This window comes from Microbispora sp. GKU 823 (assembly GCF_002027145.1).
Taxonomy (GTDB): Bacteria; Actinomycetota; Actinomycetes; order Streptosporangiales; family Streptosporangiaceae; genus Microbispora; species Microbispora siamensis.
On sequence record NZ_MWJN01000012.1, the window covers coordinates 40,395 to 64,031 of the forward strand.

Annotated in this window: 24 protein-coding genes and 1 pseudogene; 10 read left to right on the top strand and 15 right to left on the bottom strand. The window is 70.7% G+C overall.

All coding sequences use genetic code 11. The features are described from left to right. Position 1 precedes the first annotated feature (1 nt). Positions 2–292 (top strand): hypothetical protein, encoded by a 291-nt coding sequence (locus B1L11_RS09305; protein ID WP_079314114.1) that lies wholly within the window; start codon positions 2–4, stop codon positions 290–292. Between the two features lie 102 nt (positions 293–394). Here B1L11_RS09305 and B1L11_RS09310 read toward each other — a convergent pair whose 3' ends face one another. The 3 genes from B1L11_RS09310 to B1L11_RS09320 all read right to left on the bottom strand — a co-directional run bounded on the left by B1L11_RS09310 (position 395) and on the right by B1L11_RS09320 (position 5,019). Then, positions 395–2,227 carry a hydantoinase B/oxoprolinase family protein gene (locus B1L11_RS09310; RefSeq protein ID WP_079314115.1) on the bottom strand — a complete coding sequence of 611 codons (1,833 nt, stop codon included), beginning with the start codon at positions 2,225–2,227 and terminating at the stop codon, positions 395–397. Further along, positions 2,217–4,262, bottom strand: a complete 2,046-nt coding sequence (locus tag B1L11_RS09315) for a hydantoinase/oxoprolinase family protein (protein WP_079314116.1) — start codon at positions 4,260–4,262, stop codon at positions 2,217–2,219. Before B1L11_RS09315 ends, B1L11_RS09310 begins: the two co-directional genes overlap by 11 nt. Before the next feature lie 94 nt (positions 4,263–4,356). Beyond that, positions 4,357–5,019 carry a DsbA family protein gene (locus B1L11_RS09320; RefSeq protein WP_079314117.1) on the bottom strand — a complete coding sequence of 221 codons (663 nt, stop codon included), beginning with the start codon at positions 5,017–5,019 and terminating at the stop codon, positions 4,357–4,359. A gap of 113 nt (positions 5,020–5,132) precedes the next feature. On the opposite strand from B1L11_RS09320, the gene B1L11_RS09325 reads away from it, so the two are divergent. Together B1L11_RS09325 and B1L11_RS09330 are read left to right on the top strand one after the other, a co-directional pair. Further along, a complete protein-coding gene (locus tag B1L11_RS09325) occupies positions 5,133–5,780 on the top strand; it encodes a PadR family transcriptional regulator (protein WP_079314118.1) in 648 nt (215 codons plus the stop codon). A gap of 138 nt (positions 5,781–5,918) precedes the next feature. Beyond that, the gene (locus B1L11_RS09330; protein ID WP_079314119.1) at positions 5,919–7,097 is read left to right on the top strand and encodes an NAD(P)/FAD-dependent oxidoreductase; all 1,179 of its coding nucleotides are present in this window, start codon (positions 5,919–5,921) and stop codon (positions 7,095–7,097) included. A gap of 96 nt (positions 7,098–7,193) precedes the next feature. Here the strand turns inward: B1L11_RS09330 and B1L11_RS09335 are convergent. Both B1L11_RS09335 and B1L11_RS09340 read right to left on the bottom strand, forming a co-directional pair. Continuing rightward, positions 7,194–8,582: pseudogene (locus tag B1L11_RS09335) on the bottom strand (MFS transporter); the annotation flags it as partial. A gap of 264 nt (positions 8,583–8,846) precedes the next feature. Continuing rightward, a complete protein-coding gene (locus B1L11_RS09340; protein WP_079314120.1) occupies positions 8,847–9,788 on the bottom strand; it encodes an MBL fold metallo-hydrolase in 942 nt (313 codons plus the stop codon). A gap of 100 nt (positions 9,789–9,888) precedes the next feature. On the opposite strand from B1L11_RS09340, the gene B1L11_RS09345 reads away from it, so the two are divergent. Continuing rightward, the gene (locus tag B1L11_RS09345; RefSeq protein ID WP_079314121.1) at positions 9,889–10,902 is read left to right on the top strand and encodes an AraC family transcriptional regulator; all 1,014 of its coding nucleotides are present in this window, start codon (positions 9,889–9,891) and stop codon (positions 10,900–10,902) included. A 118-nt stretch (positions 10,903–11,020) separates the two neighbouring features. Here B1L11_RS09345 and B1L11_RS09350 read toward each other — a convergent pair whose 3' ends face one another. From B1L11_RS09350 to B1L11_RS45010, 3 genes are all read right to left on the bottom strand, one after another. Beyond that, on the bottom strand, positions 11,021–11,608 hold the full coding sequence (locus tag B1L11_RS09350) for an SMI1/KNR4 family protein (protein WP_218670993.1): 588 nt from the start codon (positions 11,606–11,608) through the stop codon (positions 11,021–11,023). Between the two features lie 67 nt (positions 11,609–11,675). After that, positions 11,676–11,852 (bottom strand): hypothetical protein, encoded by a 177-nt coding sequence (locus B1L11_RS46640; RefSeq protein WP_179155050.1) that lies wholly within the window; start codon positions 11,850–11,852, stop codon positions 11,676–11,678. A 59-nt stretch (positions 11,853–11,911) separates the two neighbouring features. Then, positions 11,912–12,100, bottom strand: a complete 189-nt coding sequence (locus B1L11_RS45010) for a hypothetical protein (protein ID WP_143737148.1) — start codon at positions 12,098–12,100, stop codon at positions 11,912–11,914. A gap of 77 nt (positions 12,101–12,177) precedes the next feature. Here B1L11_RS45010 and B1L11_RS09355 point away from each other — a divergent pair, with 77 nt between their 5' ends. Further along, the gene (locus B1L11_RS09355; protein ID WP_143737149.1) at positions 12,178–12,702 is read left to right on the top strand and encodes a hypothetical protein; all 525 of its coding nucleotides are present in this window, start codon (positions 12,178–12,180) and stop codon (positions 12,700–12,702) included. Between the two features lie 571 nt (positions 12,703–13,273). Here the strand turns inward: B1L11_RS09355 and B1L11_RS09360 are convergent. The 4 genes from B1L11_RS09360 to B1L11_RS09370 all read right to left on the bottom strand — a co-directional run bounded on the left by B1L11_RS09360 (position 13,274) and on the right by B1L11_RS09370 (position 15,073). Next, positions 13,274–13,597: a helix-turn-helix transcriptional regulator gene (locus B1L11_RS09360; protein WP_079314123.1), complete on the bottom strand. Its 324-nt coding sequence runs from the start codon at positions 13,595–13,597 to the stop codon at positions 13,274–13,276. An 88-nt stretch (positions 13,598–13,685) separates the two neighbouring features. Next, positions 13,686–14,012, bottom strand: a complete 327-nt coding sequence (locus B1L11_RS47995; protein ID WP_218670994.1) for a hypothetical protein — start codon at positions 14,010–14,012, stop codon at positions 13,686–13,688. Beyond that, complete coding sequence (locus B1L11_RS48000; RefSeq protein ID WP_218670995.1) at positions 14,000–14,245, bottom strand: hypothetical protein; 246 nt, start codon at positions 14,243–14,245, stop codon at positions 14,000–14,002. Before B1L11_RS48000 ends, B1L11_RS47995 begins: the two co-directional genes overlap by 13 nt. Before the next feature lie 129 nt (positions 14,246–14,374). After that, positions 14,375–15,073, bottom strand: coding sequence for a carbon monoxide dehydrogenase subunit G (locus B1L11_RS09370; RefSeq protein WP_079314124.1), 699 nt, complete (start codon positions 15,071–15,073; stop codon positions 14,375–14,377). Between the two features lie 280 nt (positions 15,074–15,353). Here B1L11_RS09370 and B1L11_RS09375 point away from each other — a divergent pair, with 280 nt between their 5' ends. The 5 genes from B1L11_RS09375 to B1L11_RS09395 all read left to right on the top strand — a co-directional run bounded on the left by B1L11_RS09375 (position 15,354) and on the right by B1L11_RS09395 (position 19,871). Beyond that, positions 15,354–16,418 carry an alkene reductase gene (locus B1L11_RS09375; RefSeq protein ID WP_079314125.1) on the top strand — a complete coding sequence of 355 codons (1,065 nt, stop codon included), beginning with the start codon at positions 15,354–15,356 and terminating at the stop codon, positions 16,416–16,418. A gap of 353 nt (positions 16,419–16,771) precedes the next feature. Then, positions 16,772–18,241, top strand: a complete 1,470-nt coding sequence (locus B1L11_RS09380) for a cytochrome ubiquinol oxidase subunit I (protein ID WP_079314126.1) — start codon at positions 16,772–16,774, stop codon at positions 18,239–18,241. An 11-nt stretch (positions 18,242–18,252) separates the two neighbouring features. Next, positions 18,253–19,164: a cytochrome d ubiquinol oxidase subunit II gene (gene cydB / locus B1L11_RS09385; RefSeq protein WP_079314127.1), complete on the top strand. Its 912-nt coding sequence runs from the start codon at positions 18,253–18,255 to the stop codon at positions 19,162–19,164. Between the two features lie 57 nt (positions 19,165–19,221). Continuing rightward, positions 19,222–19,482 (top strand): type II toxin-antitoxin system VapB family antitoxin, encoded by a 261-nt coding sequence (locus B1L11_RS09390; RefSeq protein ID WP_079314166.1) that lies wholly within the window; start codon positions 19,222–19,224, stop codon positions 19,480–19,482. Continuing rightward, complete coding sequence (locus B1L11_RS09395) at positions 19,479–19,871, top strand: type II toxin-antitoxin system VapC family toxin (RefSeq protein WP_079314128.1); 393 nt, start codon at positions 19,479–19,481, stop codon at positions 19,869–19,871. Before B1L11_RS09390 ends, B1L11_RS09395 begins: the two co-directional genes overlap by 4 nt. A gap of 6 nt (positions 19,872–19,877) precedes the next feature. Here B1L11_RS09395 and cutA read toward each other — a convergent pair whose 3' ends face one another. The 3 genes from cutA to B1L11_RS09410 are packed head-to-tail and all read right to left on the bottom strand — an operon-like array spanning position 19,878 to position 23,619. Beyond that, positions 19,878–22,262 carry an aerobic carbon-monoxide dehydrogenase large subunit gene (gene cutA / locus B1L11_RS09400; RefSeq protein ID WP_079314129.1) on the bottom strand — a complete coding sequence of 795 codons (2,385 nt, stop codon included), beginning with the start codon at positions 22,260–22,262 and terminating at the stop codon, positions 19,878–19,880. Continuing rightward, on the bottom strand, positions 22,259–22,747 hold the full coding sequence (locus tag B1L11_RS09405) for a (2Fe-2S)-binding protein (protein WP_079314130.1): 489 nt from the start codon (positions 22,745–22,747) through the stop codon (positions 22,259–22,261). The genes cutA and B1L11_RS09405 overlap by 4 nt, the downstream gene beginning before the upstream one ends. After that, positions 22,744–23,619 (bottom strand): xanthine dehydrogenase family protein subunit M, encoded by an 876-nt coding sequence (locus B1L11_RS09410; RefSeq protein WP_079314131.1) that lies wholly within the window; start codon positions 23,617–23,619, stop codon positions 22,744–22,746. The genes B1L11_RS09405 and B1L11_RS09410 overlap by 4 nt, the downstream gene beginning before the upstream one ends. Positions 23,620–23,637: the final 18 nt, after the last annotated feature.

The window sequence follows — 23,637 nt, forward strand, 5'->3', positions numbered from 1 at the left end:
CGTGCCCACGGACGACGACCTGGTGCCGAACCCGAAGTACGACGACCTGCGGGCCGCACTCGAGACGGTCCGGGAGCACGTCCACGTCCTGGAGACGGCGCTCGACCGGCCCTGCGCCCAGTTCGGCGGTGAACCGGTATGGGTGGGCCCGGCGGCTCGCGCCTTCGCCGAGGAGCTCAACGGCCGCCGGGCGCGGATGAGGAGCGCCGTTCAGCATGTGATCGCAGAACTCGAGGCGGAGCTGCGCGCCACACCCGCCAAGGTCTCCCGTTCCGCCGCGATGAGCGGCTGAGGCCGAGGCGGGACGGAGCCCGCATGCCCGGCCCTCGGCTTCCCGGCGCACGGCGCACCGTCGGGCGCCGACGACGATCCTCGGCGCCGCTTCGGTAGCGCGTCAGACGGTGTCCACCTCCGCGTGCGGGAGGCCTCCGGAGAGTTTGGGGTACCCCGGGCCGCGGTCGAAGAAGGCGGCGGGACGCGTCTGGCGCAGCCGCTCCCGCAGGCGCTCGGTCGCCTCCGCGTCCACCACGACCTCGTCGGGGGTGCCGGACAGCACGACGCCGTAGTCCTCGCGCGCGCCCTCGAACGAGACCTTCCCGTCCCGCACGTCTTCCGCCACCCTCTCCGCCGGCCGGTCGTACGGCGAGCCCCAGCCGCCTCCGCCGGTCGTCCGGATGCGGATGACCTGCCCGGCGCGTACGGGGAAGTCGTCGACCAGGCCCTCCATCTCCACGCCGTCCACGGTGACCTGGAAGGGACGGCCCGCCCGGCCGCCGTTAACGCCCCAGCACGACAGGATCGAGCGGTCGGCGATCGACATGAAGGAGGCGTCCCGCAGCATGCGGATGTGCTTGTCGTAGCCGAGGCCGCCGCGGAACTCCCCCGGCCCGCCGCTGTCCACGGCCAGCCCCAGCCGCTCGACCCGGAACGGCCAGCGCGCCTCGGCGAACTCCACCGGGATGTTGCGGCTGTCGGGCACCACGTGGATGGTGTCCTCCCCGTCGGCGTACCAGCGCCCGCCCGAGCCGCCGCCGAGCACCTCGCGCATGAGGTAGGGCCCGTCGTCCGACTCGCCGTACACGCCGGTGTAGCGGATGGTCTCCTGGTCGGCGGGCATGCGGCCGCCGGTCGCCTTCGCCAGCACGCCCGCCAGCACGCCGAGCAGGCGCAGGATCACGAACGTACGGGCGTTGGTGGGCGCGGGGAAGATCGGCGTGAGCAGCGTGCCCTTCTCCGGGAAGACCATCTTGATCAGCGGCACGACGCCCTCGTTGACGTCGAGCTCGGCCATTCGCTCGGGCGTGTCGGCGAGGTTGCGCAGGATCGGCGCCAGCCACTTCTTCAGGAAGACGCCGTCGGCGTAGTCGCCGGCGTGGTTGATCGGCCCCTTGGCCTGGGGCGAGGTGCCGGTGAAGTCGATGGTCAGCGGGGTGTCCGCCGAGTGGTCGACGGTGAGCGTGATCCGCTGGGTGTGCAGGCGCGGCTCGTCCACGCCGTCGTGCTCGGCGTAGTCCTCCCAGACGTGCACCCCCTCGGGGATCTTCGCGAGCAGCTCGCGGCGGAACGTCTCGGTCGTCTTGCCGATGATGGCGTCGAAGCACGCCTCGACCGCCTCCCGGCCGTACCGGTCGAACAGCTCGCCGAGCCGCCGCGCGCCCATCAGGCAGGCCGAGCACTCCGCGTCGAGGTCCCCGGCCAGGGAGTCGGGCATCCGGGAGTTGCGCGTCATGATGGTGAGCGCGGCGCGGTTGGGCACGCCCTGGTCCCACAGCTTGATCGGCGGGACCATCAGGCCCTCCTCGAACGCGCTGCGCGCGTGCGAAGGCATCGATCCCGGAACCGCGCCGCCGATGTCGTCGTGGTGGCCGAACGCCTGGACGAACGCGACGACCTCGCCCTCGTGGAAGACCGGCACCGTCACGCACAGGTCGGGCAAGTGGCCGATGCCGCCTTCCGACAGGTAGACGTCGTTGTGGAAGAAGACGTCGCCGGGCCGCATGGTGCCGATCGGGAAGTCGCGGACGATCGGCTGCACCAGCGCCGAGTAGGAGCGACCGGTCAGCTTGCGCAGCCGCGCGTCGTGGATGCCCGCGCGGAAGTCGTGCGCGTCGCGGATCATGGGCGAGCGGGCGGTGCGGGCGATGGCGGTCTCGACCTCCATCTCCACGGAGGCGAGCGTGCCCTCCACGATCTCCACGAGCACCGGGTCGACGGTCCTATCGGTCATCGCTCACCACCACGAGGTTGCCGTAGTCGTCCATGGTCGCCGTGAAGCCGGGATGCACCGGCAGGGTCGAGCCGTACTCCTCGATGACCGCGGGCCCTCGCACCACCGCCCCCGCGCCGAGGTCGCCCCGGCGGTAGATCACGGTCCGGCCCCACTGCTCGTAGTACACGTCGCGGGTCGCGACCGGGCTCGGCTCGTCCTCCTGGCGGGGCCTGGGCGCGATCTTCGGCCGGGTGATGGGGCCGATGCCGGACACCCGGAGGTTGACCCACTCGACGGCGTGGCGGGGGTCGTCGCGGTAGCCGTACCCGTAGAGCCTCTCGTGCTCGGCGTGGAACCGCTCGGCGACCACGGCGAGCCACGCCTCGTCCACCGGGCCGTCGGGGGCGGGCACCCGCACCTCGTACGCCTGGCCGTAGTAACGCAGGTCGGCGCTGCGCGCGTAGACGTGCTCGGCGAATCCCTCTCGGTCGAGCGCGGCCGCCGCCTGGGCCTCCAGGTCGGCGAGGATCTCGCCGACCGCCGCCGGGGAGGGGTCGCGGGCGACGTGCGTGCGCACGTAGTCGTTCTTCACGTCGACCGTGAGCAGGCCGAACGCGGACACGTTCCCGGGGTCGGGCGGGACGATGGCGGCCCGCAGCCCGAGGATGTCGATGAGGCGGCAGGCCAGCAGCGGCCCGGAGCCGCCGAAGGCGACCATCGGGAAGTCCCGCACGTCGAGCCCGCGCTGGACGGTGATCTGCCTGATCGCGTTCGACTGGTTGAACGCGCTGATCTCCAGGATCCCGGTGGCGCAGCGCTCCGGGGTCAGCCCCAGCCGGCCCGCCAGCGCCTCGACGCCCGCCCGCGCGGCGGCGACGTCGAGAGGGATCTCGCCGCCGAGCAGATGCGGGGGCACCCGGCCGAGGAAGACGTGCGCGTCGGTCACCGTCACCTCGGTGCCGCCCCGGCCGTAACAGATCGGGCCGGGGTCCGCGCCCGCCGACCTCGGGCCGACCTTCAGCGTCCCCTCGGGCGAGATCCAGGCGATGGACCCGCCGCCCGCCCCGACCGTGACGATGTCGATCATCGGGATCTTGCACGGGTAGCGGCCGATGCTGCCCTCGGTCGTCAGCGACGGCTCGCCGTCCACCACGACGGCCACGTCGGTCGAGGTGCCGCCGCCGTCGAGGGTGATGGCGCTCGGGTGCCCGGCGGTCCCCGCGATCAGCGCCGCGCCGAGCGCCCCCGCGGCCGGGCCGGACAGCACGGTCGTGATCGGCTGGTGCACCACCTCGGCCGCCGACAGCACGCCGCCGTTGCTCTTCATGACGGAGAACGGCCGGCCGAGCCGCTCCGACAGGTTCTCGATGTACCGCCGCATGATCGGCTTGACCGCCGCGTCCACGAGCGTGGTCACCGACCGCTCGTACTCCCGGTACTCCCGCAGCACGTCGCTCGACAGCGACACGACCGCCTCGGGGTGCTCGCGCCGCAGCACCTCGCGCAGCCGCCGTTCGTGCTCGGGGTTGGCGTAGGAGTGCAGGAAGCACACCCCGATGGCGGTCACGCCCCGCTCCCTGAACCACCGGGCGACGTCCGCGGCCTGCTCCTCGTCGAACGGCCGGACCTCCCGGCCGAGGTGGTCGAGCCGTCCCCCGACGGTCCGCACCCGGTGGACGGGCACGATGCGCGGCGGCTTGACCCAGAAGTAGGAGTTGCCGTACCCGTCCGGCACGCTCTGCCGGGCGATCTCCAGGACGAACTCGAAGCCCTCCGTGGTGACGAAGCCCAGGTGAGACGTGCCGTCCGGGCGGTCCTCCAGCAACTGGTTGGTGGCGACGGTGGTGCCGTGGACGAGGGCGGACACGGCATCGAGGGCGCGGGATCCCGCGTGGGCCTCGAGCACCTTGTGAACGCCTGCCATGAACCCGTCGGCCGGGTTGGCAGGAGTCGAGGGAGTCTTGGTCGTGACGATCTGGCCGGACTCCTCGTCGACGAGCACGACGTCGGTGAAGGTGCCGCCTGTGTCGACCCCGATGCGGACGCTGGACATGCTCCGTGTTTACCGATCGCCGCCGATCGGAAGAACCGGCGCACTCTGCCGAAGAATCGCCGTCCTGTCGTCAGACCCTGCCCGGACGGGTGGCTTACACCGCGCAGGCGCCGTCGTCGCAGTCCTCGCCGGCCGGCACGCGTACGGTCCTCTCCTGGGTCGTACGCGCCTCGACCTCCCGGAGGGCGGCCACGAGCGTCTCGACGGGCTGCGCGCCCGAGACGGCGAACTTCTCCTCGAACAGGAACAGCGGGACCGCGCGGACGCCGAGCGTCCGGGCCCGGGCCAGTTCCGCGCGCACCTGCTCGGCGCCGTCCCCGGTGTCCTCGACGCCGGTCTCGGCGGCGAGCGTCGCCAGCGTGGCGGGGTCGCCGACGTCGAGGCCGTCGGTGAAGTGCGCCCGGAAGAGCCGGTCGGCCATGTCGCCGTCGCGCCCCGCGCGCCCGGCCAGCCAGATCAGCCGGTGCGCCTCGAAGGTGTTGGCGGCGACCGCCCGGTCGAAGCGGAGGTCCAGCCCGTCCTGCGCCGCCACGCCCGTGACGTGCCCGGTCATCTGCGTCACCCGGGCGGCGCCGCCGAACTTGCGCTCCAGCGCGGACAGCAACGGCTCACCGCTGGAGACCCCGTCGGGGTCGAGCTGGAACGGACGATGGGTGACCTCGACGTCCCCCTCGTAGAGGCCCACGGCCTGCCGGAGACGGTGGTGACCGATGTAGCACCACGGACACACGACATCGGAGAAGATCTCGACTTTCACGACATGTCCCAACCAGCGCCTCCGGCGGCCGATTCCCGGCCGGCTGGTCTTGCGGTCACGGACTCGCGTACGTATATTCGTGGACGAGTAAGCAAGCAAGAGGGTGATCGGCGATGGCGAAGCGGCGCAAGGTGGCGAACCTGCTGGCGTTGGCGGTGCTCTCCGCGCTCGCGCATCGGCCGATGCATCCCTACGAGATGGCGGCGGCCCTGCGTGGCTGGAACAAAGAGCACGACATGGGGATCAAGTGGGGGTCTCTCTACACGGTCGTCGGCAACCTGGCCAAGCACGGGCTGATCGAGGAGCTGGAGAGCGGTCGTCAGGGGCGCCGCCCGGAGCGGACCGTCTACCAGATCACCGAAGCGGGCCGGGAGGAGCTGGTCGACTGGACCCGGGAGCTGCTCAGCGTTCCCCACACGGAGTTCCCGTGGTTTCGAGCCGGCCTGTCGGTCATGGCGGTGCTCCCCCCGGACGACGTGGCCGGGCTGCTCACCGACCGGCTCGCGGCGATCAGGAGGGGGATCGCCGGGCTGGAGGAGGTCTACGAACGTGACAGCGCGCAGGTGCCACGCCTGTTCCTCATCGAGACGGAGTACGACCTGGCGATTCTCAAGGCGGAAGAGGGCTGGATCCGCGCCCTGCTCGAAGAGCTCACCACGGGCACCTTCCCCGGGCTGCCGGAGTGGCGGGCCTTCCACGAGAGCGGCGGGCTGTCAGCCGAGATGAAGGAACTCGCGGAAAACAACATCACCGACATTTAGCCCTGGTGGCGGTGCTGCAACACCGCCACCAGGAGAACCTTCGAACCGACATGCGGTGGCCCGAAGATGCAACGAATCGAGAATAACGGGTCTCCTCCCATGGCGGTTCGGCGAGCACGTCAACCGACAGGAGGAGAAATGAAGAACATCGCGATCATCGGCGGCGGCATCGCCGGCCCGGTCACCGCGCTGGCGCTGGCCAAAGCGGGCATCGGCGCCACCATCTACGAGGCGTACCCGACCGGCGCCGACGGCGTCGGCGGATCGCTCGCCCTCGCCCCCAACGGCATGGCGGCGCTGGAAATCGTCGGGGTCGCCGACGCGGTGCGGGCGGCCGCGCAGCCCAGCACGCGCTCGGTGATGACGCTCGCCAATCGCACGCGCCTGGAGCTGCCCAGCCTGGCCGAGGTCGGACCGCTGCACGTGGTCCGGCGCGCCGACCTCTACCGGGCGCTTCACGACGAGGCCGTGAAGCAGGGCGTCGACGTCGAGTACGGCAGAAGGCTCACCGGGGTCGAGGGCACCACAGCGCTCTTCGACGACGGCAGCCGGGCCCGGTTCGACGTCCTGGTCGGCGCCGACGGCGTCCACTCCACCGTGCGCCGGATCATCGATCCGGACGCGCCCGGGCCGAAGTGGACCGGGATGCTCGGCCTGGAAGGGGTGTCCTCATACGAGGTGCCCGAGGATCCGGAGACGATGGTCTTCGCCTTCGGCAGGCGCGGCTTCTACCTGTACTGGCGCAACGCGGCGGCCGGCAGCACCTGGGGCGTCAACCTGCCCTACCACCGCCCCCTGTCCCTCACCCAGGCCCGCGAGGTACCGCGCGAGGAGTGGATGCGCATCCTGCGCGAGACGTACGGCGAGGACGTGCCCGGCGGTGACCTGCTCCGGCACACCCCGGTCACGTCGATGCAGGTGACGGGCGCGCTCTACATCATGCCCAGCGTCCCGCACTGGCACCGGGACCGGATGGTCCTGGTCGGCGACGCCGCCCACGCGCCGTCGAACAGCTCGGGACAGGGCGCGTCGCTCTCCATCGAGAGCGCCGTCGAGCTCGCCCGTTGCCTGCGGGACATCGAGGAAGTACCGCAGGCGTTCGCCACGTACGAGCGGCTCCGCCGTGCCCGGGTGGAGAAGGTGGCGGCACGCGCCTCCAAGATCAATCACGCCAAGACACCGGGCCCGGTCGTGCAGAGGCTGATGCCGCTTCTCATGCCGCTGATGTTGAAGACGTTCATGAATCCGGACAAGACCGTGGGCCCGGAGCAGCGCTACCGCATCGACTGGGACGCGCCCGTCGGCACCCACGCGTAGGTCGGGAGCCGAACCACACAGGCCGGTTCCGCCGCTGCGGAACGGCCTTCGGTTGGAAGGCGGTCGCTGCCGGATGTGACGAGGCGGGCGGGCTCGGGGCAGGAGGAGGGCTATGAGCAGGCCGATCGCCGTCGTACCTGCCGCGACCAGGAAGGAGACGCGGAAACCGTGCATGGTCGGGACCGCGACCCCGTTCACGTCGTTCGCGGTGTCGGCGATGACCATGCCGATGACGGCGCTGGAGGCCGAGGAGCCGATCGAGCGCATCAGGGTGTTGAGGCCGTTGGCCGCGCCCGTCTCCGAGGCGCGGACAGCGCCGACGATCAGAGCGGGGAGGGAGGAGTAGGCGAGGCCGATGCCCGGCCCCAGGATCACCGTGATGACGAGGCTCTGCCAGGGGGCGCTCATCAGGCCGAGGCCGGCCCCGTAGCCGATCACGATGATCACCATGCCGAGGATCAGGGTGACCTTGGGGCTGTACTTCGCGGACAGCCGGGCGTAGAGGGGGGCCGTGAACATCATGGTCAGGCCGAGCGGTGCCACGAGCAGGCCGGCGACCACCATCGACTGGCCGAGGCCGTAGCCGGTGGCCTTCGGCAGCTGGAGCAGCTGGGGAAGGACCAGCGAGGCGGCCAGAAAGGAGATGCCGACCGTGATCGAGGCGAGGTTGGTGCAGAGTACGGCGGGGCGGGCCGTGGTGCGCAGGTCCACCAGCGGTGCCTTGAGACGTAGCTCCATCACGGCCCACAGGACGAGTACGACCGCCGCCGCGGCGAACAGCCCGAGGGTGGTCCCGGAGGTCCAGCCCCAGTCTCTGCCCTTGGTGATCGGCAGCAGGAAGAGGACCAGACCGGCGGACAGCCCGATCGCGCCCAGGACGTCGAAGGTGCCCTGCGCGCGGATTGGGGATTCGGGGACGACGAGGAGGGTGAGGGCGATGCAGAGGATGCCGAGGCCGGCGGCGCCGTAGAAGAGGGCGTGCCAGTCGGTGTGCTGGGCGACCAGGGCCGCGGCGGGCAGGGCGAGGCTGCCGCCGACGCCCATGGAGGAGCTCATGAGGGCCATCGCCGAGCCGAGCCTCTCGCGGGGGAGCGTGTCGCGCATCAGGCCGATACCGAGGGGTATCGCGCTCATCGCGAAGCCCTGGAGGGCCCGGCCTGCGATCATCGTGAGCAGGTCGCTGGTGAGGGCGCTGACGAGTGCGCCGATGACCATCACCGCGAGGCTGAGGACCAGCATGCTGCGCTTGCCGTGGAGGTCGCCGAGACGGCCCATGATCGGTGTGGCGACGGCGCCGGAGAGCAGGGTCGAGGTGATGACCCAAGTCGCGTTGCTCGGTTCGGTGCCCAGCAGTTGCGGCAGGTCTTTGATCACCGGGACCGGCAGGGTCTGCATCACCGAGACCACGACGCCCGTGAAGGCGAGCACCGGGACGAGGGCCCCGCTCGCTCTTGCTGTGGGCTGGTCGGTCGACGTGTGCGTCATGAAGAAGGCCTCCAGACCGGGAGGTCGGGTGGTTCCGTGCGGGAGCTGGGCTGGGTGACGACGATCGCGCCGTCCGCGAGGCGTTGAGTGCCTCGCGGACGCGGGCGGTGAGCGGGGTGGGGCCTGCGGGGACAGAGCACATCACCGATCCAGCGCATCGGCGTAGACGACCGTCGCCCCCTGTGGCGGGCAGGTGTGGTGCTCGATGATCCTGGTTTCGTCTGTCCCCGCGCGAACGAGGCCTGGGGACGCCGGGCCAAAGGCTCACTCGGAGACCGACGCTGTCTTCTTCGGGTTCGCCGTCGCCCATGCGCCGAGGGCGAATCCATCGCCCTCCCGCCGGACTTCCACCGCGCCCGCACCACCGAAGTGCGCGGGGACGAGCAGTTCCCGTTCATCCGCCGCCCGCCCGAGAATCCGGCGGCGACTGGCCACCGCTTGTTCCGGGGCCAGGCAGGCGTTGCTGTTGCAGCAGGGCTGGAGGATCTGCACCGGGCTGTGCAGCAGGTCTCCGACGAAAACCGCCCGGTCGCTCCCGGAGGCGAGCCGCAGCACGGACGAGCCGGGGGTGTGGCCGGGCGCGGACTCCAGGGTGAGATGTTCGTCGATGCGATGGAAGCCGTCCCACAGCACGGCCTGTCCGGCCTCGTGGATGGGCGCGATGCTGTCTTCGTAGATCAGGCGGTCGACCTTCTGCGCGCCGTTGCCATACGCGTTGTCCGGACCGTAATGGAAGTCGTCCGCGGCGGGAATGAGGTATTGGGCGTTGGGAAACGCCGGTACCCACTGCCCGTCCGCGTCGACGGTGTTCCAGCCGACGTGATCGACGTGGAGATGGGTGTTGACGACGACGTCCACATCCTGCGGGCGAACACCAGCCTCCGCCAGAAGGCCGGGGAGATCACTCTGAGACTGGTGGAAGGGCCCCATGCCCGGTCGCTCGCGTCCGTTGCCCGCGCCGGTGTCGACCAGGACGGTCCGCCCACCGCTGCGCAGCACCCAGGTCTGCAGAGCAAGCACCGCACGGTCGCCGTCCGGCTCCCAGTGGTCCGGTGCCAGCCAGTCCTCGTTGTCCCTCCATACATCGGCGGCGACCGCCGGGAACATGCCCGAGGCGGGCAGGAACGGTTCATGCCATTCAACGACCCGGATGACCTCGACGTCCCCCAGCACCATGCTCTGCACACTCTCGTTCTCGTTCGTCATGCGCTCGACCCTAAGAGCACCGAACGATCCTTTCGATGCGCGTCTAGCTCGAAAAGATACGAATCCGTCTCACGCATGACGCGGGAGATAACCTGGACGGATGGATGTGGTGAGCGACGCGATCTCTGCGGCGCACCTCGGGCACCCCTGGTTCCACCGGGTGCGGACGAGTGGGAGCTGGTGCGCGCGGCTGGACCCGTACGAAGGCGCGGGCTTCTACGTCGTCTTGAAGGGAAGCAGTTGTCTGCTGACCGACGGCGGCGTCCGGGTGACTCTGGGCGTGGGTGACGCGGTGCTGCTGCCTCATGGCACAGGGCATGTGATCGCCGATTCCCCCATCGACGCGGCGGTCGCGGAGGAGAAGGCGGTGCCGTTCGAGCAATGGCTCATGGAGGCAGGGCCGCGAGCCCGATCTGGTCGTGACGAGACGGAGCTGCTCTGCGGCAAGTACTGGCTCGACTGCAGCCGCATGCACCCGCTCATGGCAGAGTTGCCCGAGGTCGTCCACCTCCCCAGCCGAGTGGGCAGCCACCTCGAACTCCGTGCCGCGATCGATCTGCTCGCCGGTGAGTTGGACGAGGTGCGGCCCGGCTCCTGCGTGGCCCTCCCGAGCCTGCTCGATCTCCTCCTCGTCTACATGATTCGTTCCTGGATGACCGAGACCACCAGCGGAGCCTGGCCCACCGCACTGGGCGACCCGGTGACGGCCGCCGCCCTGCGGGCGATGCACTCGAAACCGGCCGCGCCGTGGAGCATCGACCGCCTGGCCGCGGAGGCGGGCGTCTCCCGTCCCACCCTGGCACGCCGGTTCACCACCCTGGTCGGCCGCCCTCCGATGGCTTACCTCACTTGGTGGCGCGTGATCCTTGCCGCCACCCTGCTCCGCGACACCCCCGAAACCCTGGCCACCATCGCCGGCCGAGTCGGCTACAGCAGCCCGTACGCACTCTCACACGCCTTCGAAAGGGAGTTCGGCACTACACCGGGGCGATATCGAGCGAAGGCCGCAGAGCGCTCCCCGGAAACCTCCATCAACCAGCGCAATCCCGACAGCCTAACGACCGACGATCAAGAGAGCGGCCCGTTTCTGCCGTATTCCGGTCACACCCGCTGATTCCCCAAAGTTCATGCGAACTAAAGGGTCCTCAGTATGAACTGGCGTGGCTTCACGTTCTGTGGATGGTTCTGATCCTTGGGTTCGTGGGAACTATGGGTCTTTGGAATATGGCCGCCTATTGAGGTGTCCCAGCGCGTTGGCCCCAGCCGGGAGGCAGCAGGTTCCAGGAGTCTCGAGTCAGCCACTGGGTGAAGGTCACCGGTGGCGAGCCGTTGTCGTGGTCGAGGGAGAGCGGCAGGATGAGGCCGCAGGTTGCCCGGCCGTCCCACCACAGAGTTCCGGCCAGTGGACCTGTCAGCGCCAAGAGCGTTGCGAAGCCGCATCCGTGGTCCTGAGCGATGATGGAACCGGCGGTCTTCCAGTCCTGGAAGACCGCATACTCCGCGTCCCAGGCCTGCCAGGCCTCCGCGTAGGACTGCTCGTCTGAGAAGGCACCGGGTTGAGGCTCTCGGGCGTCCAGTTGTTCTTCGGCCTCGACGTAGGAGGCGGGATGCGGAAATGGCGTCCGAAGCAGCAAGCGCCGTGAATCATCGTTGCCCGCCCATCCCCAGCCCTGCTCGTTCCGCACCAACCGGTTCACCGCTCCGTCAGCGCTGACTTCCAAGAGATATGCGCGGTACTCCGCTGGAAAGGTGATGCCGATCTGGGCCTCCGCCTCGGCTACTTCGCCCTCGCTCAGTGGTGGCGCCCCCAACTGTCGCATCCACCGATGCTAGAGCCCCTGCTCCAGAAAGCAGCCAGGTGCCGGATGGGACGCGATCACGTTGCGCTCAGCGTTCTGGCGGCTCAGGAGCACTCGGAAGCGGCTCGGCCAGAAGGGCGCGCGCGTTGTCGGCGTAGCGGATGGCGGTCTTGGTGCCGAGGCCGAAGACCAAGGCGAGGTGGAGCGGGTCGCCGCCGCAGGCGAGGGCTTCTTCGAGGATCCGATCCATGCGCAGCCGTTCCATAGTGGCGGCCTGCCGGTGGAGGATGAGCGAGGCGCCTTTGCCGCTGGCTGGTGTGGTGGTCAGGGCGGTCTTGTGGTTGACGAGCAGGTGCGGGTTGGCGGTGTTGGGCCAGCGGTCTGACGATGGCGGAGCCAGTCGGCGAGCAGTTGGTGAGTGAGGTCGTCGAGCAGGCGAACCCGACCGCCGATGATGATGCGGCGGTTGCCGAGGTCGACGTCGTCCAGGCGTAGTACGAGCATGTCGGCCACGCGGGCAGCGTGGATTCCGGCAAGCGCGACCATGACTCGGGCCCGCGGGGGTCTTGGCGACCTGGACGGACTGGTCGATGTCGTCGGAGAGCAGGGGGCTGCAGGACTCCGTAGTGGTGTTGGCCGACTTTGAGGCCGAGGGTGGGATCGCGGAAGATCGTGCCGTTCTTCTTGGCGCGGGAGAACAGGGATCTCAGGGAGATCAGGGCGTGGCGGCGTCGATGGCCGTGCAGCTGGTCAATCGCGGCCTGAACGTCGCCGCGGGTGACTTCACGGAGGTGGTCGTAGCGGTCCGACCAGGTCAGCAGGATCGGCCGGATCCGGTTCATGTATCCCCAGACAGTTGCCGGGGCTCGTGCCTTGTTGCGTGGGCCGCCATCGTGCAGGATCCGCAGCCAGGCCTCGACGTCCCGGCTGATCCCGGGGGTGAGGCCGTCGAGCTTGCCGGTAAGCCAATCCTCGAACGAGGGCCGCCGGTCGTCGCGGAACATGCCCATGCGCTTGAGCACGTCGCTAGTGCGGCCGACTCCGATCACGCGTTTGCGCAGGAAGGGGAACATCTCCGAGTGCAGGACGGGCTCTCCGTCGACCCGGCCAGCTAGCAGCACGGCCAGGCCGTATTCGATCTCGTCACGGACTCCGCGTTTCCAGCCGCGGGCCTCACCGATGATGTGGATGGTCCAGCGGGCCCAGGTCATCAGCGGGTCGTCCAGGTCGAGGCGGTCTCTCGGGTCGAACGCGAGTAGTCGCGGGCAAGGTCGAACAGCCGCAATGGCGTTCCTGGGCTCGGTGGACGCGCCGCTGGGGCGGGGTCCGGCTTGGGAGGGCGCCCGATCTGCCCACCCGGGTTACGGACCCGGGTGCCCTCCCGCCGCTTGCGGCCCTGGAGCGGAGTCAGATGAGCCAGGAAGAGCTGGTGAGAGCTAACCCGGGAGAGGAGCGGTCGCACTCCGGTGGCCGGGTCGCCCGTCTCCGCGTCGTAGCGAGCCTGGCACCAGCACAACCGGCAGTAACCCTCGCGCAGCGGCAGCTGGCGACCGCATCCCGCGCAGCGGCCGGTCGGGAGCCGAGAGGCGAACGAAACACAGGCCCCGCATCGCGGGCGACCGACACGCCCCAGGCCAGGCAATCCGTGCAGCTTCTGGGCGGCATCGGCGTCGGCCCCGATCTCGATCACTTCGGCGGGAGAGACCGCCCATCCTTCCGCTTGGGCGTCACCGACGGACCTCCCGCCGAGATCGCAACAGGCTGTTCGGTCCGCTCGTCGACGCGCTTGACCTTGTCAGGCTCGGGGATGAGCAGTTCTTCGACTCCGCAGCCGAGGACGGCGCAGATGACGTTGAGGTCGTCGAGCTTGATGCTGGCCGGCTCGCCGGACCAGAGCCCGGACATCTTCCCGGCGCTCATCTTCAGGCCGTGCTCGGCGAGCATCCGCTGGAGCTCAGACGCTTTCCAGATGCCGCGGTTGGCGGCCGCCAGGCGCAGGTTCCACCTCATCGCCGCAGTCCTTCCAATCGGGTGGCCGCACGCGCCTGACCTGCGAGCCAGGCGTCCTCGACATGAGTTGAGGGGACGTGAACGTACTTCATGGTCGTGGCGATCCAGGCGTGACCGAGGACTTCCTGGATTGCGGGCAGGTCCATCCCGGCCAGTAGAGCTGGGAGGCGCAGAAATGGCGCAGGACATGGGGCGTGACGTCGTCCGGCCAGTCCGGCAGATGTGCCTCGGCTGCTTTGGCGAGCGCAGCCCGGATGGTCTCGTCGCTGACGCGGGCGACGGTGCCGTCGGCGTTCTTTCGCTCAGAGAGCAGGAGCGGAACGCCGGGCCTGGTGTGGTCGTCGCCGAACTGGCCCCACACGTCCTCGACGAACCAGCGCAGCGTCCCGCCCGCGTTGTTGATCAGTGGGACCATCCGTTCGCGCGGCCCTGAGCCGCGGGTGCCCTTGCCGTGACGGACGTGGAGCTTGCCGAAACGGCCGAGGTCCCAGTGATGTCGGCCAGGTCGAGCTTGCAGGCCTCGTTCACGCGCAGCCCGACGTCGGCCATCAGCCGGCAGGCCGTGTAGTTCCGAGCGGCCGGGCCGAACTTCCGGCAGGTCGACAGCTCCTCGCGACCGAAATAGGCGTCGGCGTCAGACGGCTCCACCTCCCACAACGGTCGTCCGAACCACGATCGCACCTGCTCCAGAAGGGGTTATTCGTTAGTCCGTCGTGATCTCCCGCCCGCGACGGCGCGCGTCCTGCCCTGTGGCGGCTGTGGCGGCTGTGGCGGCTTCTACCTGCGGCGGCCTTGGCGGCCGAGGAGCCAGCCGATGACGGCGCTGCCGAGCGCCACCCCTGCGCCCGCGCCGAACGCCGCGAGCATCGTCCAGGCGGGCACGCCCTGGCGGGGCGCGGCCGGGGCCTCACGGGTGAACACTCGCGGCGCGGTCTCCCCGGTCACGGCCGCCATCGCCGCCCGGGCCGCCGCGTCGCCCGCCGCCGCCGTCGCGGCCTCGGAGACGGCGGCCTCCGGAGGTCCGGCGGGGACGGCGGAGACGGACAGCAGGTGCCGCTCGACGGCGGAGAAGAACTCCCCCGCGGTCTTCTTGGCGACCGAGGCGAGCATCCGCTGCCCCACGCCGCCGATCATGCCGCCGACGACGGCCTCGGCGTCGTAGTCGATCCGGGTGCCGCCCCCGGCGTCGCTGAGCCGTACGGACACGGTCGCCTCGACCGTGCCGGGGGCGCCCTGACCGCGCGCGCCGAGCGTGAACCGGTCCGGCTCCTCCTGGTCGCGCAGCGCCACCTCGCCCTGGTAGACGCCCTTGATCGAGGCGACGCCGGCGGTCACCGTCATCGCGTACACGTTCTCGCCGATCGTCTCCAGGCGCTCGCAGCCGGGGATCGTCCGCACCAGGACGCCGGGGTCCTGGAGGGCGTCCCAGACCCGCTTGCGCTCCGCCGCGACCAGCGCGCTGCCTGAGACCTTCATGGGCCACCTCCGATGCCGAGCACCCTAGAGAATCACCCGTACGCCGAGAACGGCAAGATCTGCCCCGGCACGGCGCCGCGGTCGTGCAGAGTTCACATGCCCCGGCGTAGGGCCCCCTACCGGACGGCCATACCGTCGCGCCTCGCCGCCCGCCGTAGTCCACCCCACGCAGGCCGTACGCCCGCTTGCGAATTGGCCGGCCAAGTTGTATCACTAAGCATTGGCCGACCAAGTTTGCTGGCCAAGTTGGTGGGCCACCTATTGAGGAAAGGACAGGATCATGCCGTTCACGCCCTTCGAGCTGGGTTCCCTCCGGCTGCCGAACCGTCTCGTCATGGCGCCCATGACGCGGTCACGCGCGTACGTCGCCGGAGTGCCCTCTCCGTTGACCGCGCTCTACTACGCTCAGCGCGCGTCCGCGGGTCTGATCGTCACCGAGGGCGTCCAGCCCAGCGCCGCGGGGCAGGGCTACATGAACACGCCGGGGCTGCACACGGACGAACAGGTGGCGGGGTGGCGTGAGGTGACCGGCGCCGTCCACGCCGCGGGCGGCAGGATCGTAGCCCAGATCATGCACGCCGGAGGGGTCGGCCACCCCGACAACACCGGCAGGCTGCCGGTCGCCCCCTCGGCCGTACGGGTCGGTGAGCAGATCTTCACGCCGACGGGCCCCCAGGACACGCCGGTCGCCGTGGAGCTGTCCACCGCCGAGGTGGAGGCGACGGTCCGCGACTTCGCCACCGCCGCGCGCCGCGCGGTGGAGGCCGGGTTCGACGGGGTCGAGCTCCACGGGGCCAACGGCTACCTCATCCACCAGTTCCTGTCCCAGAACGCCAACCTGCGCGACGACCGGTACGGCGGATCGGTGGCCGGCCGGATCCGGTTCGCCGTGGAGACCGCCAGGGCCGTCGCGGAGGAGATCGGCCCCGACCGGGTCGGCATCCGGCTGTCCCCTCTCAACGGCGCCCAGGGACTGGTCGAGGAGGACGCGCACGAGCTCTACCCCGCGCTGGTGTCCGCGCTCGCCGACCTCGACCTGGTCTACCTGCACCTTGTGGCGACCGGCGGCGACGAGCTCAACGCGCGGATCCGCGACCTGTGGCCGAACGCGCTGATCGTCAACGACCCGGTTGCGACCGACCCCGCCTCCGCCGCGGAGAGACTGCTCGACTGGGGCGCCGACCTGGTCGCACTGGGCAGGGCCTTCCTGGCCAACCCCGACCTGCCGCTGCGCCTGCGCGTCGGCGCGCCGCTGAACGAGGCCGACCTGAGCACCGCGTTCGGCGGCGACCACCGCGGCTACACCGACTACCCCACGCTGGCCCTCCACCCGGCCGCCGCGTAGGGGCGCCGTACACCCGCCCATCGGCCCGGCCTTCGCGCCGTCAACCGCGCGGCGTACGGGCGAATCAGCCGCGCGGCGGACGCGGCACTTGTCATCGTTCGTCCATTCTTGATCCCGTGCCTCCCCAGGAGGCGCTCCCGGCAGGACAGGACCCCTGTCCCTGGCGACCGGGACGGTCCGACCGCAATCGTCGGTACTGCAAGCAACGGGATCCGGCACCGCGAACCGGGGTCCGGGCGGCGCACCGCCCGGCTGTGACGAAGATCGCACCTCGCGGAGCCCTAATGCTCTACAGCTTGTAGTACTACTGGAAATAGAACTACGAGCTGTAGAGCTCCGGGCGTGAGGGAGACATGGACGCGCTTGACCTGGCACGGTGGCAGTTCGGGGTGACCACCGTGTACCACTTTCTCTTCGTACCCCTGACGATCGGGCTGGGCGTCTACGTCGCCGGGCTCCAGACCGCCTGGCACCTGACGGGCAAGGAGCACTACCTCAGGCTCACGAAGTTCTTCGGCAAGCTCTTCCTGATCAACTTCGCCATGGGCGTGGTCACCGGCATCGTCCAGGAGTTCCAGTTCGGGATGAACTGGAGCGAGTACTCGACCTTCGTCGGCGACGTGTTCGGCGCGCCGCTGGCGCTGGAGGCGCTGCTCGCGTTCTTCCTGGAGTCGACGTTCCTCGGCCTGTGGATCTTCGGCTGGGACCGGCTGCCCAAGCGGGTCCACCTCGCCTGCCTGTGGGCGGCCGTCATCGGCTCCAACCTGTCCGCGTACTTCATCCTCGCGGCCAACGCCTGGATGAAGCACCCGGTCGGCTACGAGGTCGTGGACGGCAGGGCCAGGATGACCGACCTGTGGGCGGTGCTGACGAACTCGACGGCCCTCGCCCAGGTGCCGCACGTCGTCGCCGCCTCGTTCGTCGTGGCAGGCGGGTTCGTCATCGCCGTCGCGGGCTACCGCATCCTGCGCGAGCGTGGCCTCGGCCTGCGGCCGGGCCGCCCGGCCCGTACGGCCGCCGGGGACGCCACCACGCCGATGCGCCGCCTCCCGGACATGTGGCGGACCAGCCTGCGCGCCGCGCTCGTCATGACGGCGATCGCGGGGGCCGTCGTCGCAGGCAGCGGTGACCTGTCCGGCCAGTTGCTGCGCGAGCAGCAGCCGATGAAGCTCGCCGCGGCTGAGGGCCTGCGCCACGACACCGCCGGGGCGCCGTTCTCGATCGCGCCCGGCGTCGAGGTGCCCGGTCTGCTCAGCCTGCTCGCCGCGCACGACCCCGGCGCGACGGTCCAGGGCGTCGACGACATCCAGGCGCGGTACGAGAAGACCTTCGGGCCGGCCGACTACACCCCGAACCTGCCGGTCGTCTTCTGGTCGTTCCGCGTGATGATCGGCTTCGGCATGGCCACGGTGGGCCTGTCCGTACTCGGCCTGTGGCTGACCCGGCGGCCCAGGCGGCGGCACGGCGGCACGGCGAAGCCGGTGCCCGACTGGTTCGCCCGCCTGTGCGTGCTGGCGCTCCCGTTGCCCGCCATCGCGATCATCTCCGGCTGGCTGCTCAGCGAGATCGGCCGCCAGCCGTGGACCGTCCAGGGCGAGCTCATGACCGCCGCCAGCGTGTCGCCCGGCGTCTCGCTCGGCGAGGTGGCGATCACCCTGGCGATCTTCACGGTCCTGTACGGCCTGCTCGCGGTGGCCGAAGGCGTGCTGCTGGTGCGGCACGTCAAGGCGGGCCCGGAGCTGCCGCCGGTCGAGAGCGCGCCCGCCGGCGCCGTTCCCGCCCGCCCCGACGAGGCGCGGCTCACGCCGACGCTCATGTACTGAGGAGCCACGAGATGACGACCTTCTGGTTCATCGTGATCGCGTTCCTCTGGACGGGTTACTTCGTCCTTGAGGGGTTCGACTTCGGGGTGGGCGCGCTGCTGCCGCTGCTGTCGCGGTCGGAGGCCGACCGCAAGCAGGTGCTGGGCACCATCGGACCGGTCTGGGACGGCAACGAGGTGTGGCTGATCACCGCGATCGGGGCGATGTTCGCCGCCTTCCCGGCCTGGTACTCCGGCCTGCTGAGCGGCTTCTACGTGGCGGTCTTCCTCGTCATCGCCGGCCTGGTCGTACGCGGGGTGGGCCTGGAGTGGCGGGGCAAGGTCCACTCCCGGCGCGAGGTCGCGCTCTGCGACGCCGGGATCGTCACCGGCAGCGTGCTGCCCGCGTTCCTGTGGGGCGCGATCTTCGGCAACCTGCTGTTCGGCACGGCGCTGGCGACCGTGCTCGGCGGGGCCCTGTCGCTGTCGGTGGCCGTGCTGCACGGCGCGGTGTTCGTGGCGCTCAAGACGACCGGCGGGGTCCGGGCCCGCGCCCGCCGCGCCGCGCTGCTCGCGGCCGTCGGGGCGGTGCCGGTGGCGATCGCCACGCTGCCGTCCGTGCCCGGCAAGGGGCCGATGTGGACGCTGGGCACGGCCCTGCTCGCCGCCGCGGCGCTGGCGGCCGGGGTGACGCTGGTCTGGGGCCGCCGCGAGGGCTGGGCCTTCACCGCGACCGCGACCGCGATCGCCGCGACGACCGCCACCGTCTTCGGCGTGCTGTGGACCGCTCCCCTGCCCGGTCTCACGCTGGCCCAGGCGGCCTCGGCGCCGTACACGCTGACCGTCCTCACCTGGATCGGCCTGATCGCCCTGCCGGGCGTCATCGCCTACCAGGCCTGGACCTACTGGGTCTTCCGCAAGCGCCTCACCGCCGAAGTCTCCTGACTCAGGGAAGGCAGAAAGGGTAGAGTTCGAAGGTAGATAGGGCAGAAAGGGGTGGCCGTGAGCTTGAACATCAAGAATCCCGAAGCTGAGCGGCTGGCGGCCGAGATCGGGGCGCTGACTGGTGAGAGCAAGACCGCCGCCGTTGTTTCCGCCCTACGGGAGCGGCACGAGCGGCTGCTCGCGAAGCTCCAGCAGACCGAGGACGCCGCAATGGCAGAGGACATCCTCGCGCTTGCCGCGAAGATTCGCTCGCGAGTAGGTGAGCTGGAGCTGTCCAGCGACTTCCTCTACGACCCTGAGACCGGGCTTCCGTCGTGATCATCGACACCAGCGCGATCGTCGCGATCCTCAACGGAGAGCCGGACGCCATCGACCTGGCCAGAGCCATCAGGGATGCGCCGACGCGAAGGATCTCGGCGGGGACCTACGTCGAGTTGGCCGCGGTGGTCGAGCGTGCCCGTGACCCCGCCGCGTCCCGGCTCCTGGACGACCTTCTCGCTCGGATGAGGGTGCAGATCATGCCGGTCACACCTGAGCAGGCTCGGACCGCGCGCCGGGCCTACTGGGACTACGGCAGGGGCAGCGGCCACAAAGCAGGACTGAACTTCGGCGACTGCTTCTCCTACGCGCTCGCGAGAGAGTGCCAGGAACCACTCCTGTTCAAGGGTGACGACTTCATTCACACGGACGTGACTCCGGCGCTCTGACCGTGCTCACCGTTCCAGGCGCAGGTGGTGGAGGTCGGAGGGGGAGATGGGCATCCGGGCGATGGTGATGCCCTCGGCGTCCTCGACCGCGGAGGCGATGACGGCCGAGACGGGGATGACCCCGGCCTCCCCCGCGCCCTTGATCCCGAGCGGGTTCAGCGGCGAGGGCGTCTCCAGGTGGGCCGTCTCGATGCGCGGCACCTCCGTGGCGTACGGCATCAGGAAGTCCATGAACGAGGCGTTCAGCAACTGGCCGTGCTCGTCGTAGACCATCTTCTCGTACAGCGCCCCGCCGACGCCCTGGGCGACCCCGCCGTGGATCTGACCCTCGACGATCATGGGGTTGATCAGCCTGCCGCAGTCGTGGACGACGGCGTAACGCAGGATCCTGATCTCCGCGGTGTCCGGGTCGGTCTCCACGATCGCCGCGTGCATGCCGGCCGCGAAGGTGGACCTGACCGGCGAGTAGTAGTCCCGGCCCTCCAGGCCCGGCTCCTCCCCCTCGGCCACCGGCGGCCGGTCGTCGGAGGCGGGCCCGGCGAACTGCGTGGCCCGTTTGGCCTCCTCGTCGAAGGCGTACCGCAGCGGGTTGGACAGCACGGCGACGGTCGCCAGCGGGATCGACGCCGACGGCACGCCGGCCACGTGGACCATCCCGTCGGTGATCTCCAGGTCGCGTGGGTCGGCCTCCAGCGCCTCCGCCGCGATCCGCAGCGCCTTCTCCCTGACCTTCCTGCAGGCGAGCGCGATCGCGTTGCCGCTCATCACCGCCGCCCGTGAGGCGAAGGTGCCCACGGCGTACCCGAAGCGCCGGGTGTCGCCGGTGACGACCGACACCTTCTCGATCGGCACGCCGAGCTCGGTGGCCGCGATCTGCGCGAACACGGTCTCGTGTCCCTGCCCCTGGGAGGTCAGGCCGGTCGAGACGTGCACCCGCCCGTCGGAGGTGACCTGCACGTGCCCGCCCTCGTACGGGCCGACGCCGGTGCCCTCGACGTAACAGCCGACGCCGATGCCGATCCTGCGTCCTTCGGCCGCCGCGCGGGCCTTGATCTCGGGGAAGGAGTCCCAGCCGATCAGCTCCTTGAGCATGCGCAGCGCCTCGGGGTAGTCGCCGCTGTCGTAGATCAGCGGGCGCCCGTCCTGGAACGTCATGCCCTGGTCGTACGGGAACTCGTCCGGCTGGATGAAGTTGGCCGCGCGGACCTCGGTACGGTCCCTGCCGAGGTGGGCGGCGATGCGGTCCATCGTCCGCTCCATGCAGAACACGCCCTGCGGGCGGCCCGCGCCCCGATAAGGCGTGACCTGCACGGTGTTGGTGTAGATCGAGGAGAACTCGACCCGGTAGGCCCCCACCTTGTACGGCCCGAGCAGCTGCGTCGAGGTGATGATCGGCACGATGATCCCGTACGGCGTGTAGGCGCCGTGGTCGTGCAGGATCTCGACCTCCAGGCCGAGGACGCGCCCGTCGTCGTCGAACCCGACCCGCACGTGCTGGACCTGGCCGCGCTCGTGTGACGACGAGACGAAGTGCTCGCGCCGGTCCTCGGTCCACTTCACCTCGCGGTTCAGCAGCCGGGCCGCCCACGGCACCAGGATCTCCTCGGGCCACGGGTGGACGATCTTGACGCCGAACCCGCCGCCGACGTCGGGCGCGATGACCTCCACCTTGGGCAGCGGCAGCCCGAGCTTGGCCGCGATCGCCATCCGCACGCTCGTGGACGTCTGCGTGGAGGAGTAGACGCGCAGCGACCCGTCGTCGGCGTCCCAGCGGGCGTACACACCCTTGCCCTCCAGGGGCGTGCACGCGCTGCGCTCGACGTCGAGGCGGAACTCCAGCGTGTGCGGGGCGGCCTCGATCGCCTCCCGCGCGGTCAGGCCGCCCGGTCCCGGCACCTCCTGCACGAGGTGCGCGCCGACGTTGCCCGGCACGTCCTCGTGCACCAGATGCACGCCGCGCACGGCCTCCTCGATGCCAACGACGGGCTTGAGGATCTCGTAGTCGACCCGGATCAGGGCGCAGGCGTCCTCGGCGAGGTAGCGGTCGCGGGCGACGACCATCACGACCGGCTCGCCGACGTGCCGGACGATCTCCCGGGCCAGCGGGTACGCCGTACGGCCGTGGGTGAGCGCGGGGTGCGGGATCAGCAGCGGCAGCGGCTCGGCCAGCGCGCCCGGCAGGTCCTCCCATGTGTAGATCGCGACCAGGCCCTCCACGTCGAGGGCGGCCGACACGTCGATGTCGAGGATCCGCGCGTGGGCGTGCGGCGACCTGACGAAGGCGGCGGCCAGCGCACCCGCGCCCAGGTCGTCGAGGTAGCGCCCCTGCCCGGTGATGAGCCGGGCGTCCTCGCGCCGCCGGACCGGCTCGCCGAACAGCTTGGTCGTCACCGGTCCTCCTCCGCCTGAAGCTCCGCCGCCCGATGGACGGCCTTGAGGATGTTCTGGTAGCCGGTGCACCGGCACAGGTTGCCCGCCACGGCCTCCAGGGCCTCCTCCTCGCTCGGTGCGGGGTTGTCCCGCAGGAACGCGGTGACCGTGCACAGGAACCCCGGTGTGCAGAACCCGCACTGCAGGGCGTGGCACTCGGTGAAGGCCCGCTGGACCGGCGACAGCTCGCCGTCGCGCGCCAGCCCCTCCACCGTCGTGATCTCGTGGCCGTCCACCGTGACGGCGAACGTCAGGCACGACCGCACCGGCTCGCCGTCCAGCAGCACCGTGCAGGCGCCGCAGACGCCGTGCTCGCAGCCCACGTGGGTGCCGGTGAGCCCGAGGTCGTGGCGCAGGCAGTCGGACAGCAGCCGCCGCCCGGGCACCGTCGCCTCCCGCACGACCCCGTTGACCGTCAGCGTCACGTGATGGCGTGTCTCGTTCACGATTCCTCCCCGCGGGCCGCGGAGGCGGCGTCCCGCAGCGCCCGTGCGGCGAGCACCCCGGTGAGGTGCCGCCGGTAGTCCGCCGTCGCGTGGATGTCGCCCTCCGGCTCGATCCGGTCCCGTACGGCTCCCGCCACGGCCGCCCAGTCGACCGAGGCGGCCGGGCGCGGGCCGCACGCGGCGGTCACGTCCACGACAACCGGGACCGGTCCCACGCTCACGCAGGCCACGCGGGCGGCGGCGATCCGGAAGTCCTCGTCCAGCGTGACGGCGGCGGCCACCCCGGCCACCGCGTAGTCGCCGTGCCGCCGCGCCACCTCGTGGAAGGCCGTGCCCGACCGCCCGGGCAGCGCCGGGAAGAACGCCGACACGGCCAGTTCGCCGGGCCGCAGCGCCGACTCCATCGGGCCGGTGAAGAACTCCGCGGCCGGCACCTCCCGCTCCCCGCCCCGGCTCGCCAGCCGTACGGACCCGCCGAGCAGGGCGAGCACGGCGGGCATCTCGGCGGCGGGGTCGGCGTGGACGAGGCTGCCCACCACCGTGCCGCGGTTGCGGATCACGGGGTGGGCGACCAGCCGCAGCGCCTGCCGCAGCAGCGGCTGCGCGGCGGCAGCCTCCGGCGAGCGCTCCACGGCGGCGTGGCGGGCCAGGGCCCCGACGCGTACGCCGGACGGCCCGGCCTCGATCCCGTCCAGGCCGGGCACGCGGTTCACGTCGACAATGTGGGCGGGCGCGGCCAGCCGCATGTTGAGCAGCGGGATCAGGCTCTGGCCGCCGGCCAGCACCTTCCCGCCGGGCCCGGCCTCGGCGAGGACGTCGAGCGCCTCGCCGAGGGTGGCCGGGCCGTGGTAGCCGAACGGGGGCGGCTTCACCGCGTTCGCACCCGCGAC